9 protein-coding genes are annotated in these 14,642 nt (G+C 62.1%); 2 read left to right on the top strand and 7 right to left on the bottom strand.

Annotated elements, in window-relative coordinates:
- Positions 1-116: 116 nt before the first annotated feature.
- The 4 genes from PMI25_RS06405 to PMI25_RS06390 all read right to left on the bottom strand — a co-directional run bounded on the left by PMI25_RS06405 (position 117) and on the right by PMI25_RS06390 (position 4,633).
- On the bottom strand, positions 117-2,540 hold the full coding sequence (locus PMI25_RS06405; RefSeq protein WP_007968265.1) for a TonB-dependent siderophore receptor: 2,424 nt from the start codon (positions 2,538-2,540) through the stop codon (positions 117-119).
- Positions 2,541-2,638: 98 nt separating this feature from the next.
- Positions 2,639-3,622: a FecR family protein gene (locus PMI25_RS06400; protein ID WP_007968267.1), complete on the bottom strand. Its 984-nt coding sequence runs from the start codon at positions 3,620-3,622 to the stop codon at positions 2,639-2,641.
- A 40-nt stretch (positions 3,623-3,662) separates the two neighbouring features.
- On the bottom strand, positions 3,663-4,163 hold the full coding sequence (locus PMI25_RS06395; RefSeq protein WP_003223490.1) for a sigma-70 family RNA polymerase sigma factor: 501 nt from the start codon (positions 4,161-4,163) through the stop codon (positions 3,663-3,665).
- A 92-nt stretch (positions 4,164-4,255) separates the two neighbouring features.
- Positions 4,256-4,633, bottom strand: coding sequence for a c-type cytochrome (locus tag PMI25_RS06390; RefSeq protein WP_007968269.1), 378 nt, complete (start codon positions 4,631-4,633; stop codon positions 4,256-4,258).
- Between the two features lie 224 nt (positions 4,634-4,857).
- Here PMI25_RS06390 and nhaA point away from each other — a divergent pair, with 224 nt between their 5' ends.
- The gene (nhaA, locus tag PMI25_RS06385; RefSeq protein WP_007968271.1) at positions 4,858-6,066 is read left to right on the top strand and encodes a Na+/H+ antiporter NhaA; all 1,209 of its coding nucleotides are present in this window, start codon (positions 4,858-4,860) and stop codon (positions 6,064-6,066) included.
- Positions 6,067-6,205: 139 nt separating this feature from the next.
- Here the strand turns inward: nhaA and PMI25_RS06380 are convergent, their stop codons facing one another.
- From PMI25_RS06380 to PMI25_RS06370, 3 genes are all read right to left on the bottom strand, one after another.
- Positions 6,206-10,675, bottom strand: coding sequence for a hemagglutinin repeat-containing protein (locus PMI25_RS06380; protein WP_007968273.1), 4,470 nt, complete (start codon positions 10,673-10,675; stop codon positions 6,206-6,208).
- Positions 10,676-10,788: 113 nt separating this feature from the next.
- Entirely contained in the window at positions 10,789-12,516 is a 1,728-nt protein-coding gene (locus PMI25_RS06375; protein WP_007968275.1) for a ShlB/FhaC/HecB family hemolysin secretion/activation protein, read from the bottom strand.
- 108 nt (positions 12,517-12,624) lie between these two features.
- Positions 12,625-13,758, bottom strand: a complete 1,134-nt coding sequence (locus PMI25_RS06370; protein ID WP_007968276.1) for an MFS transporter — start codon at positions 13,756-13,758, stop codon at positions 12,625-12,627.
- A 98-nt stretch (positions 13,759-13,856) separates the two neighbouring features.
- Between PMI25_RS06370 and PMI25_RS06365 the strand changes: the two genes are divergently transcribed.
- Complete coding sequence (locus tag PMI25_RS06365; RefSeq protein ID WP_007968277.1) at positions 13,857-14,621, top strand: AraC family transcriptional regulator; 765 nt, start codon at positions 13,857-13,859, stop codon at positions 14,619-14,621.
- The last annotated feature ends 21 nt before the right edge of the window (positions 14,622-14,642 follow it).

Here is a 14,642-nt window from a genome sequence, read left to right as displayed (position 1 = left end):
ACACCGTCATTGTGGCGAGGGAGCTTGCTCCCGCCGGGTTACGAAGCAACCCCAAAAATCGGGCCTGCTGCGCAGTCCAGCGGGAGCAAGCTCCCTCGCCACAGGGTCAGGCGTGATCAGAAGCCCACACTGGCCTGCACAAAGAACGTCCGTGGCGCACCGACATACATCCCCGAATTGTTGTCGCTGGAACGGGTGAAATACTGCTTGTCGAAAACGTTTTTCACCCCGGCGCCGAGCTTCAGGTTCGACACCTGCGGACCGAAGTCATACCCGCCGCGCACGTTCCAGGTCACGTAACCGGGGATGTCGCCGTACTGCCCGTCGGCCGTGCCTTCGGTAATGTAATTGCCGTTGAAGCTGCCATCAGCGTTGACTCCGGTGCCCGGCGAGCGCTGTTTCGATTGGGCGAAACCGTCAATGTTGTAGGTCCAGCGATTGACGTCGTAACGCAAGCCCACGGTCGCCACCTGCCGCGAATAGAACGGCAGATCACGGCCCTTGAAGCCCGGAATCTCGCCTTCGTAGGTGGCGCGGGTGTAGGTGAAACCGGCGTTGGCGGTCAGACCGTCGAGACGCGGATCGAGCGCCGCCATGTCGTAATGCACCGATGCTTCGATGCCCTGGTGCTTGGTCGCGCCGAGGTTGGTCCAGCCGACATCGTTGCTGATGTATTGCAGCTCGTCATCGAAGTCGATGTAGAACAGCGTCACTTCCCCGCCCCACACGTCATCGTTGTAGCGCGTGCCGATCTCGTAGGTCTTGGCTTTTTCCGGCTCCAGACCGTTGGCGGTCTGGTCACCCGAGCCGCCCTGGCCAAGCTGGAAATACTGCAGGCTGCCGAACGAGGTTTCGTAGTTGGCGAACAGTTTCCACGCGTCCGACAGGTGATACATCACGCTCAGCGCCGGCAGCGGTTCGTTGCTTTCGATGCTGCGGTTTTTCTCCGGCACGCGTTTGCCTGCAGTGTCGAGCACGGCGCGGTCATGCCAGTCGGTGCTGATGTGTTCGAAGCGAATGCCCGGAGTGATTGTCCAGTTGCCGACGTCGATCTTGTTGTCGACGTACACCGAGTTGGCCTCGGTGCCGCCGGTGCGGTCCTGGAACACATGGCCGTCGGACGTCGGGGTGACCACCGGCTGATTGTTGACCAGCGCCAGACGGCTCGACTGTTCGTGCATCGCCTCTTTCAGGTAGCGATAACCGACGCTGACTTCCTGCGTGGTCGGGCCGACGTCGAAGACCCGCGACACACGCGGCTCGACGCCGAGGGTGTAGTAGGAACGCGGGTACGAGCTGAGGGTTTTCTGGTCGCGGGCGGCGATGGTGCTGCCGCGAAAGCTGTCGGTGTAGTAGGTGAGAATTTCTGCCTGGGTGCGCTCGTCGATCTGGCGGATCCACTTGAACGACACGTCTTTGCGCCGGCCGCTGAAATTATCGTAATCGCGCACCGAATCATACGGTTTGTCGTCGTACTGCTTCTGCGTCAGGCCGCCGGGCATGTCGGCGCTGGCGTCGTAGTAATGGAAGTTGAGGCTGAAATCATCCTGATCGGTCGGCGCCCAATGGGTCTTGAGCAGCACGTCGTCGATGTCGTTGCCGTTGTTGCGTTCGCGGTAACCGTTGCCGTTGACCCCGGAGTACAGCAGCGCCACGCCCATGCCGTTATCGGCAGTACCGCCGAGAAACGCCGTGTCGATGTGCTTCCAGCCGCCGTAACGGGTGGTTTCCAGGGTGGTGCCGATTTCCCCGGTGGCTTTTTCCGGGATGCCGCGGGTGACGAAGTTGATCACCCCGCCGACGTTTTGCGGCCCGTAACGCACGGAACCGGCGCCGCGTACCACGTCGATGCTGTCGAGGTTGCCCGAAGAGATCGGCGCCATCGACAGTTGTGGCTGGCCGTATGGTGCGAACGCCGCCGGCACGCCGTCGATCAGCACCGTGGAGCGTGGCGACAGGCGCGAAGTCAGGCCCCGCACGCCGACGTTCAGCGCGATGTCGCTGCCGCCGGTGCCGTTGGAGTCCTGCACCTGCACACCCGGTACACGCTTGAGCACGTCACTGACGTTCATCGCGCCCTGCTCGACCATGGCTTCGCGGCGGATCACCGTGCGTGCGCCCGGGTGGTTCTGCACCACCGCAGCGTCGGCGTCGCCGAGCCAGTCGCCGACCACTTTGATGTCGGTCACGCCCAGTTCCAGCGGGCCGTTGCTGGCGGCGGTTGCGGCTGGCGCCAGGGTCACCGAGCCTTCGTTGATCTGATAGTCCAGGCCACTGCCCTGGAGCAATTGGCGCAGTGCCTGCTCCGGGGAAATATCACCATCGACGGCGGGAGCCTGTTTGCCGGCCACAAGATCCGGGCTGAAAAACACTTGCAACGACGTTTGCTGGCCCAGTTCACTCAGAGCCTGGCCCAGCGGCTGGGCGCGGATATGAATGGCGTCGGCGGCATACGCCAGTGGCATGGCAGCGTTGACCGCCAGCGCCAGGGCCAGCGGTAACCAAGGGGATTTTTTGTTGTGGGCTGAGGTGTTTTTCACGTCGAACGTAATCCTGTGGATCGCAAGAGTGTGCGTCTGTTAATGCAAACCAGTTGCAGTTGAACAGGAAGACGATGAACTCGAAAAAAACCTGAATTTTATTTTGAAATTATTTCCTGACTGCCATCGGCATGGGTGCGAACGGCCACCGGCAGGATGTTTGGCAAGGCCTTGAGCAAGGCGTCGGTGTTATCGGATTTGAACACGCTGGTCAGGCGCAGATTTGCGACGGTCGGGTTGCTGACCTTCAGCGGCTTGTCGCGATAACGCGAAACTTCCGCCGCCACTTCGCTGAGGCTGGCGTTGTTGAACACCAGTTTGCCGCCACGCCACGCCGTCAGTTCGGCGGGGTTGACCGCATAGGCGGCAGCGACTTTGCCTTCGGCATCGACATGTGTGCCGAGGCCCGCGGTCAGGTTGATGAATTGGTCGTCCGGCGCAGTGCGCCCCTGCACCTTGACCGTGCCCTGCTCCACCGCGACCCGGGTTTGCGTGACATCGCGGCGCACGTCGAACCGCGTACCGGTTACGGTGATCTTGCCACTGCCGGCCTCGACCACGAACGGGCGCGCGGTGTCGTGCTGAACGCTGAACATCGCCTCGCCTTCGGACAGTTCGATAAGCCGGCGATCCTTCTCATAACGCACCTGCAGACGGCTGCGGCTGTTCAGGTCGATCACCGATCCGTCCGGCAGCGCCACATGTTTGCGCTCACCCAGCGCCGTTGCGAACTCGGCGCTATAGCCATCCGGATGATTCAAACCACTGAACAAACCGAGGCCGAGCGCCACCGCCAGCACACTGGCTGCCACGGCATAGCGCAGCAGCGGACGACGCTCGCGGCGGTCTGGCGGGGTTTCGACGAGGGCCTTGAGGCGTGGCGCCGGCAGCAGATCCGCCGCCGTCCACAAGCCTTGCAGCAACTGGAATTCGTCACGGTGTTGCGGATGCTGGTTCAGCCAGACGTCGAAACGCTGCTGTTCGTCGGCGCTGATCAGCGGCTCCTGCAGACGCACAAACCAGCGTGCCGCTTCATCGCGCACCGTTGTTTGCCCGCACGCACAATCACGGGTATCCATCATGGAATGTCCTGTCGGGCTGGGGATGAAAAGCGGCGACCGCTCATGACTGCATGCCGTCAAGGCGATCGCGCAAGTGGCGCAGGGTGCGGATCATATACTTTTCGACCATGTTCCTCGACAGCCCGAGGCGTTCGGCGATTTCCGCCTGCGTCAGCCCTTCGATCTTCTGCCAGACGAAAATCTTCCGGCAGTTGAGCGGCAGTTCCTGCAGCGCCCGTTCGATGGAGTCGGCCAACTGGATCGCCTGCATGTAATGCTCCGGGTCGCCGGTGGACGACACACTGTGATCGATCGCCTGCGACTCCATGGCTTCCCGCCGATCCTCACGCCGATAACCGTCGACCGCAATATTGCGTGCGGTCTGGTGCAGATACGCCCGTGGCTGCTGCACCGCCGCCGAATCGGATTCGAGCACCCGCACAAAGGTGTCGTGCGCCAGATCCTCGGCCTGCGCACGATTGCGCAGGCGCCGGGTCCAGGTGCCGATCAACTCTTCGTAATGCTCGAAAAAGCCGGGTCTGCGGGGCAGCATGGGGTTCATGACGGCGTGCTGTGGAAAGGGGTTCGAATAGTAATGGTTCCTATTAAGCCGGGCAATTCATTCCTTGGAACGCTCCGCCGTTCATCTCCAGATCATCGTGCTTTGGCAATCACCTCACTCATGTATTGATGCAGATCGCGAAAATCCTGAACACTCCAGGCATGCGGCGCGATCTTCACGCCGTTATCCCGCAAGGTTTTTGGAATCAGATTTCCATTGGGACGAAGGATGATCGAGGACACGATGACGCCCGGATAATCCTTCAGGCGTTTCTTGAAGGTGGCTGTTGTCAGGTCAGGTGTCGGCGGATTGCTTTTATTGGCCAATGGCCCGGTTGCCTTGATGTCGGCGCCGTGGCACACGGCACAGCGCTGGACATAAAGATTTTTGCCGTTGGCATTTTCCGCAACGGACAGCGAGGTCTGAATGACTGATAACAAAGCGAATAAGGCGATGAGGGTTGTTTTCATTTTTATAGAGGGTCAGAAGCTGAAACGGACGGCGCACAGCTAAGCACACATCAGGAAGCCAATTTCCACGTATCGAGAAATTGCCAGGCAGCGACCCACGTCGTCGAGTTTTTCGCAGCCGTCCCGCCTATTGTGTAAAATGCCGCCCGGGTGCCACCGCAACAACGCGGCAGGGCAGGTTTAATTCAGCGCAGGTCGGGCCGCCGCGCGGAGTTGCTGTGCCTATGAGCCACGATCCGTCACGCCTGCAGACTGCCCCTGCCCGCCAGGAGTCGCCTTCTGCCCTGGCCTTTCTCTCGCGATTTTTCGCCGCCGAATCCGCCGGTGGCCTGATTCTGATGGCCGCTGCCCTCGCCGCACTGCTGGTCGCCAACTCGCCGTGGGCGGCCACGTACTTCTCGACTCTGCACATCAAAGTCGCCGGTCTGTCGATCGAGCATTGGGTGAATGATGGCCTGATGGCGATCTTCTTCATGCTGGTGGGCCTGGAGATCAAGCGCGAAATGCTCGCCGGACAGCTGTCGAGCTGGGGTCAGCGCGCGCTGCCGGGCTTCGCCGCGCTGGGCGGGATGCTGGTCCCGGCGCTGATCTACGTCGCGATCAACTGGGGCAATCCGCAGACCCTCAGCGGTTGGGCGATTCCTGCCGCCACCGACATTGCTTTTGCCTTGGGCGTGCTGTCGCTGCTGGGCAAACGGGTACCGGTTTCGCTGAAGATCTTCCTCTCGGCGCTGGCCATCCTCGATGATCTGGGCGCGGTGGTGATCATCGCGATTTTCTACACCAGCGGCCTGTCGGTGAGCATGCTGCTGGCCTCGCTGGCGGTGATTGCACTGCTGGTGATCCTCAACCGCTGCGGTGTCAGAAAGCTTTGGCCATACCTGATCGCCGGCGCCTTCCTGTGGTTCTTCATGCTGCAATCGGGGATCCACGCGACCCTCGCCGGGGTGATTCTTGCCCTGTGCATTCCGCTGGGAAATCCCGAAGACGAGCACAACTCGCCGCTGCTCTACCTCGAAGAAAAAATGCACCCGTGGGTGGCGTTCGCCGTGGTGCCGATTTTCGGTTTTGCCAACGCGGGTGTGTCGTTGACCGGCATTGCTCCGAGCAACCTGCTTGAGCCGGTGCCGCTAGGCGTCGCGCTGGGCCTGTTGTTCGGCAAGCAGATCGGCATCCTCGGCCTCGGTGCCCTGGCGATTCGCAGCGGCCTGGCGCAACTGCCGCAAGGCGCGAGCTGGCTGCAACTGTACGGCGTCGCCCTGCTCTGCGGGATCGGCTTTACCATGAGCCTGTTCATTGGCGCACTGGCGTTCCCGGGCGCGCCGCATCTGGTCGATTCGGTGAAGGTTGGGGTGTTGCTGGGTTCGATCCTGTCCGCGCTGCTGGCGGTGGTCGTGCTGATGAGTGCGAGTAAGGCGAAGGCTTTGAACTGACCTCAAGGTCTCACCGCTATCAAAACAATGTGGGAGCGAGCCTGCTCGCGAAGGCGCTGGTTCAGTCAACAACATCGCTGACTGAACTGACGCAAATCGCGAGCAGGCTCACTCCCACAATTTTTTATAGCGGTGCTGCTCAGCCTTTTTCATCGATCCCGGCTTGCAGGGTCTGGCTATCCAGATGGCCGCTCAGGGTCACCGGACCGACTTTCAGATTGCCGTTATCGAACGACACCTTCGGTGCGTTCTCCTCGGTTTTCTGCGGCAGGTCCAGCCCGGCTTTCACCCCGTACTCACGGTTGACCAGATCGCTGCTAGCCACCTTCGAACCGCCCAGATCCACCTTCCCTTCAGTCGATGAAATCCGCGCGCCGGTCAGCTGTGTAGCGCCGCCCACCGCAAGGTTCACACCCTGATTGCCACTGATGCCGGACGCCTGCGCCACGCTGTCCTTGTGCGCGTATTCGCCCTGCGCTTTTAACGTTGGTTTGTAGTCAGTGCCGGCGAGCTTTTCCTTGTCGCTTGGTGGGTTCTTCTTCGCGGTCAGGCCCAGATCGACATCGACCTTAGCTTGGGTCGTCGAGTCCTGGCGGCTTTCGACAGTCAGATCACCGACGACCTTGCCACTGACATTTTTCGCGTCGATCCGCGCGCCCGACAGCTGTGCATCGTCTGCGCTGTTGAGCACCACGCTGTCAGCCTTGATCTGGCTGTTCTGCTGGGTGGTGCCTTGCAGGTAATCGACGCCGACCTTGGCCCCGGCGTTGAAGCCGTGGTCACTGCTGGCCTTTTCATCGGCTGCGGTCGGGGTCTTGCTGCTCAGGTTGCCGCCGGCATTCAGTGCAACGTTCCAGTTGTTGCGACTCTCGGTGGACTGCGCCGACTCCTGAATCAAACCGCCCTTCTGCGCATCGATGCTGACGCTCGGCGCGCCGACTTGCGTGCCTTGCAGGTGCACCGCATCACCGCTCAAGGCGATTTGGCTCTGGCTATTGAGCTGGCCACCGGTCAGGGTTTGCGAGTTTTCGTTGATGCGGCCGATGTTGAAGTTACCGCTCAGATTGCCGCCCTGATCGCGACTCTTCTCGCTGCTGGATTTGCTGCCGCCGCCCTTCAAACCGCCGCCGAGATTGCTGCCAGTCGCGGTGTGGGTATCAACGGCCGCTTGCAGATCAAGCTTGCCGTCAGCGTGAAGATCGATGGCGCCGGCGCTGTCGATCTTCGTGCCTTGCTGAAACTGATTGCCGCCGCTGCTCAGTTGCACCGGGCCGTTGCCACTGATGCTCGCGACGTGAGCCTGGGTGTCAGTGGTCTGCTTGCCGCTGTGATCGAGCTGGAACCCGGCGCCGAGGTCGACGTTGGTGCCATCGGTGCCCGGCAAGGTGCCGACCGTCAGCGAGCCGTTGCCGCGCAGGCTGGAGCCGCTGCTGCTCTGGCGGTCGGTGGCCTGATTCAGCGCCAGATCGCCGCCGGTCTTGATGCTCACACCGCCCTGCCCGCCGTCGAAACGGCTGCCGGCGAACTGCGCATCACCGCCCACCTTGATGTTCACGCCTTGGCTGCCGGCATAACCGCCGACCACTGCGGTGCTGCTGTCCTTGCTGCTGTAGCTGTTGCCACCGGCACCGCTGCCAGCGACGTTCACGTCCTCGCCGGTCTTGGTGTAAACGCGTACGTCGACCTTGGCATCCACTGAGTTATCAGTGCTGCTGTGAGTGTTGCTCGCGGCATCGGCAACCAGTTTGTCAGCGCTGATGTTGACCTTGCCGTTGCTCGCGCTGTACTGAGTACCCTGGTCGTGCAGGGTGCCGGCGGTTTTCACCTCGACGCTGCCACCGTCGAAACGGCTGACCACGGCGTTGCTGTTGTGCTCGGTCTTGTCGGCGCTGGCGTGACCGATCGCCACGTCGATACCGACGTTCGGCTGGCCGAGATTGCTCAGGGCTTCCTTGTCCGGCACTTTGGCGTTGAGCACATCCTTGACCGCGCCGGCAATCGGGCGGGCGATGTCCTTGTATTCGACGTTGGCGCCGATGTCCGCCGACCAGTTGCTCTGATTGTGGCTGCTGCTTTCGGTGTTGCTGGCGGCGCGGTTGTCGACCTCGTTGGCCGCGACGTTCAGGCCGTTGCCAGCCTTGACCTGCGCGCCTTCGGTCAGCAGTTTGTCGGCGTTGATGTTCAAGCTGCCGCTGCTCTGCACGTTGCTGGTTTGCGCGGTGGTTTTGCTGCTGCTGTCTTGCGTGGTGCTGTGGGCGAAATCGACGCCACTGCCGGCGCGGTCGAGGCCGCCGGTGTAGTAGAAACCACCGCCGGTGCTGGAGGTGTCGGATGAGGTTTTGTGGCTGTCCTGTTCGGCCAGCAACGACACATTCTTGCCGCTCAACGTGGTGTCGCCGGCCGTGGATTTGACTTCACCGCCCTTGATCGACAGATCGCCGCCGGCCTTCATCTGCACGCTGCCACCGCTGAGGCTCGAACCTTGCTGGTTGACGTCGTTGCGCGTGACGGTTTGCTGCTTGTCTTCGTAGTGCACCCCGGCGCGGTATTGCTCCGGCGTTTGCTCTTTGGCGTAAGCGTCGAAGCCACGGGTCTCGGTGGTCGAGCTGCTGTTGTGGCTGTTCTGCGTGGAATGCACGTTCACATCACCCGCTGCGTCCGCCGTCAGCGCGCCGCCAGCCTTGACCGTGGAGCCGGCCACTTCGATGTCCTTGGCGCTTTTGAGCTTGAGGTTGCTGTCGGAAACCAGCTCGCTGCGCACCGTGGTGCTGTCCCTGGAGTTCTGCCGCGACTCGTCCTTGGTGATGCCGAAGAACTTGCTGTCCTTGTCATGATTGTTGCTGTGCGAGGTGTCCTGCACACCGTCGATCACCAGCGAACCCTGATCGCTGATCACGCTGGCCTCGGTGCCGCCACGCACCTGGCTGCCGCTGATGCGCACGTCGTCAGCCTTGACCAGCAGTTTGCCGGCCGCGTTGATTTTGCTGCCTTGATGCCGGGTCTGGCCCTTGTCGGCATCACCGGTCTTGCCGAAGAATCCGCCGCCAACCAGGTCGCCGGAGTAACTGTTGTTATTGCTGCGACTGGTGCGCGTGGCCGTGGTGACGTCCACTTGCTTGCCCGCCAGTTTCACATCGCCGGCGCTGTTCAGTTCGGCGCCTTCGGCGCGCAGCAACGCGGCGGTCTGCAAAGCGATATTGCCGCCCTTCAACTGACTGCCGATGCTGCGCTGCTCTTCGCTGCTGTTGTTCCAGTCGGCCTTCCACAGATGCTTGCGATGGTTGCCCTGATCGGTCTGGGTGTGGCTTTCGGTGGCTGCGCTCAGGCGCAGATCACCGCCGCTCTGCACATCGAGATTTTTCGCTGCCTCAACCTTGGCGGCTTTGAGTTCGGTGTCTTTGCCGGAGGTCAGCCTGGCGTCACGGCTGGCGACGATCTGGCTGCCGTGCTGGCGAGTTTCACTGTCGGTCTGGGTGCGTTCGTAGGTTTCCCAGGTGATGCCGATGGTGCTGTTGCTCCAGTTTTCGCGTTGTTCCTGGAGCTTGCGGCTTTCGACAGTGCTCAAGGTCAGGTTGCGCTTGGCATTGACGCTGACGTCGCGAGCACTGACATCGGTGGCCGCCAGCGTCAGGTCGTTGCCGCTGTGCAGGCCGACATCACCCTGACTGCTGCGAATGCCGGCACGCGTCACTTCGAGGCTGTTGGGGATCGCTTCACCGCTGACACTCAGGTCGCCAGCCGAACGAATCTGCACGCCATCACGCCCGGCCACTTGCACCGCACCCACACGCACGCCCGCGCCTTCGGCAGTGCTGACGATGTTGATGCGCCCGGCCTGCATCGCGCCGAACAGGCTGGCGTCGATGCGTTGATCCTGGGTGTTGCCCGCCGGATCCACGGCTTTGACCTGACCGCTGGCGTAATCGACCTGATTGCGTCCGACCGTGAGGTTCAGTTGATCGCGAGCATCGATGCGGCCCTGGCTGTCGATACGCGGGGCGATCAGGTTGACCGAACCTTCGGCGTTACGCAGGCCACCACTCTGGATCTGCAACTGACCGCTGGCGTCGCGGGTGTTCAAGGCTTGCAGTTTGCCGTCGTTCAACTCCGGACGACCGACCAGCAGACTGGCGTTCGGCGTATTGATGAAACTGCCGCCGTTCACCGAAATGCCGTTGGGGTTGGCCAGCACGTAATCGGCGGCGCGGCCGAAGATTTCTTGGGCGCCATTGATCGCCGACGGGTTGCGGCTGATCACCTCGTTGAGGATCACGCTCGCGGCCTGCCCCTGCAGTTGCGGGTTGGCCGCCAGTTGCCCGGCGAGCTGCGATTGCCCGGCCTGCAAGGCGTTGTTCAGCACCAGGCCCTGACGGTCGACGTTGTAGTCGAGGAACTGGTTGTGCGACAGGCCCGAGCCGTTGGGCGCGACGATATTGACGATGGGCACGCCGCCCTGGGTCTGCAATTGCGCGGTGCCGCCGGGGCCGGGCGCGACCACCACACCGCCGGCGATGGCGCTGGGCAGGTGCACGGCGAAGAACAGGCTGGCGATCGCCCAGCGCAGTTTGCCCCGAGGAGAAAGATGGAATGCAAAGGTGTGTGCTGGCATAAAAACGTCTCCATGTAAGTACGGCATCACGGCGCGCGATTTGGTCTTGGCCGTGGCTGTCGCGCTCAGATCCGACGGCTGTCTGTTCACTGCTTGATGAGTCTCGGTGCTGCTCATATCTGCAACCCCACGCGCATCAGCCAGGTCTCTGGCTCGTGCTGCAAACCGTTGGGGGTGTTGAGGGCGCGCTGGTAATCGACGTCCACTTGCAGATTCTTCCAGCCCAGGTTCAGCCCGACACTGGCGCCGCTCAGGCGTTGGCTCTGAGCACCGTGGTCGGCCTTGAGCCAGCCGTTGTCCAGGCCCACACGCGGGGTGATCTGCAGCGGCCAATCGCTGCGCAGCGGCAGACGCAAGGTGTTGCGCCAGATCGCGCCGCTGACACCGGATGCACTGCTGACCCGATAGCCGCGCACCGCCGAATCGTCGGTGCCGAGCAACTGTTCGATGGCCGGCAACGGGTCGGGGCTGTATTGCAGATTGAGCTGGCTCTGCCACTGCCACGCTTGCGCGCCGAACTGGCCATTGCGCCATTGGCTGAGGCCGGCGCGGTACTTGCGAAACTGCGCTTTGGGCAAATTGTTGACCGCATGATTGGCGTCGTCATCGGCGCCCAGCCAGCGCAGGCCTTGCGAATAGGTGAAGTCAAGGTTCCACACCGCACGGTCGAGCCAGAACAGATTGAGCCCGGCTTCGGCCACGGTCAGGGTCGGGCTTTGAATGCCCAGGCGGACATTCTCCAGATAGCTGTCGACGTCCTTGTGTGCCAGTTGCAGGTTGGCGCTGAGCTGGCGGCTCTGGTCGCGCCACACCACGCGGTCGGCGCGCAGGCTCAGTTGATCGGTGATGCCGGTGCTGTACAAGGTCGCGCTGGGCAGTTTGAACGGCGCGCGGTATTCGGCGTGGCTGGCGAACGCGCTGTAGGTCCAGTAGCCGTAGGGAATCGCGTAATACAGGCTGGCGTTGCGACTGTAGCGGTCGCCCTGATTCAACGTGTCGCTGGCGCTGAGGCTCAACAGATCGTTGAGTTGCAGCGGGCTGTCGAAGCTCAAGCTGACGGTATCGCGATCTCGCCCGGTGCTGGCGCTGCCGAGGTTGTCCATGCCCAGGCCCAACGCCCAGCGCGACTGGCCCGAGGTGCGCGAGCGCAGGATGATTCGCGAGGCGCCGGGCTGGCTGCCGGGGGCGATGTCGGCGGTCAGGTCGATCGAACGCAAGCGGTTCAATTGATCAAGGCCCTGCTCCAGATCGCGCAGGTTCAGCGGCTGGCCGAGCATATGCGGGAACGCGCCACCGAGCGACACCGGCAGGCTCTGGTCGGCCAGCTCGATGGACTCGATGTAGCCCTCGTCCACCATGATGTCCAGCGACTGCCCCGCCGCCGGCGCGCTCAGCAAGTACGGGCGACTGGCGATGTAGCCCTGCTCGACGTAGATCGCGGTGATGCTCGCCAGCAGATGATTGATCTGGCCGACACCCATGCACGGCGCCAGCAGCGGTTTGATCTGCGCATTGAGTTTGTCGCTGTCGATCAGGGTGACACCGCCGATGCGCGTGCCACTTAGCGGCCAGCAGCGTTCATCGGGGGTGACGGTTTGCGGGAGGGCCGGAGCGGCAGGCGTCGGACCGAACGCACCGCGCTCCAGTTGACGCTTGCGTTGTTCCATCTGCAGTTGTTGCAGATCGCGTTGTTGCTGTTGCTGCTGGCGCAGCACTTCCTGGCCCGGCGCAACAGGATCAGCCGCTTGAATCGAAGAGGCACACACACTCAACACAAAGGCCGACAACAGCGGGCAAAGCGTGGAACGACGACGAAAAACAACGCGAAGCGAATACGGCACGCAACATCCTTGCAATCATAAAGTAGCGTAATGCCACCTCATCAATGCGAGTGATAGTCAGAGCCTTCCTACACAAATGCAAGACGCTTCCTACGCTGCTTACATTTCTTAAACAATTGATTTATCAGCCTTGATTGTCAGCAGCAAAGCCACGCCGTTGCACACTATCAGGGTTTCCCCGAGGGCCTGGGTCCAACCGGCGAGCATCAGTCCCGCGCCGATCAGCAAGTAATAAATCAGCCCCAGAAGTGCTCCGGCGGTGCCCAATCGGTCGCTGTAATTAACCAATGCCGAGCCGAGAATATTCGGAATCGCCATGCCGAAGGCCAGTACCACCAGCAACATCGCCAGCACAAACGCGCCACTGTCCTGCATCAGCCACACACCCAGCCCACCGAGCAAACCGATGACTGCGGCGAGGCGAATCAGTTGCAGCGCGTGACAACCGCGGCGCAGCAAGCGCTGGTTGAGCCATGCTCCAAACCCTGAGCCCAACGCGAGGATCACCCCGCTGTAACCGAATGCAGCGCCACTCAAGCCAAGCCGTTCGAACAGGAACGGGCCGAGGCTGTAATAGCTGAACAGCGCCACGTTGAACAGGGCGATCCACAGTGCCGAACGCCAGATGCCGAGATCACCGAGCATGCGCGCGAGGGTATCCAGCAGCCCCGCCGAGGCCAGTTCGGTCGTGCGGGTTTCGGGTAAAGCGCACCAACTCCATGACCACAGCGTCACGGCGATCAACAGCAATGCCGCGAGCACTCCGCGATAACCGAAAACTTCCACCAACCCTGCGCCGCTGAACAAGCCAAGCGCCGGGCTGGCTGCCAGCGCCATGCCCACCAGCGAAAACACCTGCGCCAGTTCCGCGCCTTGAAAACGGTCGCGCAACAGTGTCTGGGTGACCACCGAACCGACCGCCGCGCCAAATGCCGCCAGCGCCTGGGCCATCAACAATGTGTTGAAACTACGCGCACTCAAGCCGATGACGCAGGCCAGCATGTAGAGCGCCAGACCGGCAAGCATCGAAGGGCGCCGGCCGATGCGGTCACACACTCGCCCCCAGGTCACCACGCCAAAGGCGAACGCCAGGAAATACACCGATAACGTCTGCGCAGCCACCTGCGGCCCGACGCCGAACGCTCGGCCGATATCGCCGAGCGCCGGGCTGTAAAGGGTCTGGGCGATCTGCGGAAACATCAGCAGGGCAATCGCCAGCAGCAATAAATATCGGTTGTTCATAATGTTGACTCCTCATGTGAAAACGCCGAGGAGTTTAAAAAGTCTGGACTGACGTATTATCCGAGCCTTGCCAATTTATCGTTGAAATCGGACAAAACATGGCCTGGCTCGACGCCCACGCATCCTTCGACCCTGATCACTTCAGCGCGCCGGTCATCGGCATCGCCTCCACCCTCGGCGATCACGACTCCGGCCTGCACAGCCATCAGCGCGGGCAATTGCTCTACACCCGGCAAGGCTGCACACGCATCACCCTCGCGCAGCAGTTGTGCCTGCTGCCACCGTCGCGGGCGGCGTGGATTCCCGGCGGTGTCAGCCATCGCGCGGTGATGCAGCACAGCGTCGATTACCGCTCGATCTGGCTCGCGCCCGATCTGTGCCGCGACCTGCCGCAGCAAGTGTGTGTGATTGAAGTCAGCCCCTTGCTGCGCGCGGTTCTGGAACCGATGGCGCAGGCTGATTTCGACAGCGACTGGCAGCACGGCAGACTGGTTCATCTGCTGGGCCTGTGCCTGAGCGAAATTCGGGAGGCCGCTCAGCAACCGATGCTGCTGCCCCTGCCCCGGGACAAACGCCTGGCCCCGTTGCTGTCGACACCCGAGCAACTGCCGCCGGAACTGCAAGCGCTGGAGCAGCAGATCGGCGCCAGCAGCCGCACCATCGGGCGGATCTTCCAGCGGGAAACCGGCATGAGCTACCAGCAATGGCGCCAGCAGTGGCGGCTGATGCGCGCCATGGAGTTGCTCGCCACCGGGCGCAGCCTCAGTTACTGCGGCTACGCACTGGGCTTCGCCAGCGACAGTGCGTTCATCGCTTTCTTCAAATCCATGAGCGGCACCACGCCCGGCCAGTGGCTCAAATAAGCAACTGACGATCGGCACAAA

This window comes from Pseudomonas sp. GM30 (assembly GCF_000282275.2).
Classification (GTDB): Bacteria; Pseudomonadota; Gammaproteobacteria; order Pseudomonadales; family Pseudomonadaceae; genus Aquipseudomonas.
The sequence above is the reverse complement of the archived record's forward strand: the minus strand, read 5'-3'. Positions and strand labels throughout refer to the sequence as shown.

Coding starts and splice junctions, on each gene's coding strand:
- nhaA (WP_007968271.1), top strand. CDS start 4,858: ATGAGCCACGATCCGTCACGCCTGCAGACTGCCCCTGCCCGCCAGGAG.
- PMI25_RS06400 (WP_007968267.1), bottom strand. CDS start 3,622: ATGATGGATACCCGTGATTGTGCGTGCGGGCAAACAACGGTGCGCGAT.
- PMI25_RS06370 (WP_007968276.1), bottom strand. CDS start 13,758: ATGAACAACCGATATTTATTGCTGCTGGCGATTGCCCTGCTGATGTTT.
- PMI25_RS06390 (WP_007968269.1), bottom strand. CDS start 4,633: ATGAAAACAACCCTCATCGCCTTATTCGCTTTGTTATCAGTCATTCAG.
- PMI25_RS06395 (WP_003223490.1), bottom strand. CDS start 4,163: ATGAACCCCATGCTGCCCCGCAGACCCGGCTTTTTCGAGCATTACGAA.
- PMI25_RS06365 (WP_007968277.1), top strand. CDS start 13,857: ATGGCCTGGCTCGACGCCCACGCATCCTTCGACCCTGATCACTTCAGC.
- PMI25_RS06380 (WP_007968273.1), bottom strand. CDS start 10,675: ATGCCAGCACACACCTTTGCATTCCATCTTTCTCCTCGGGGCAAACTG.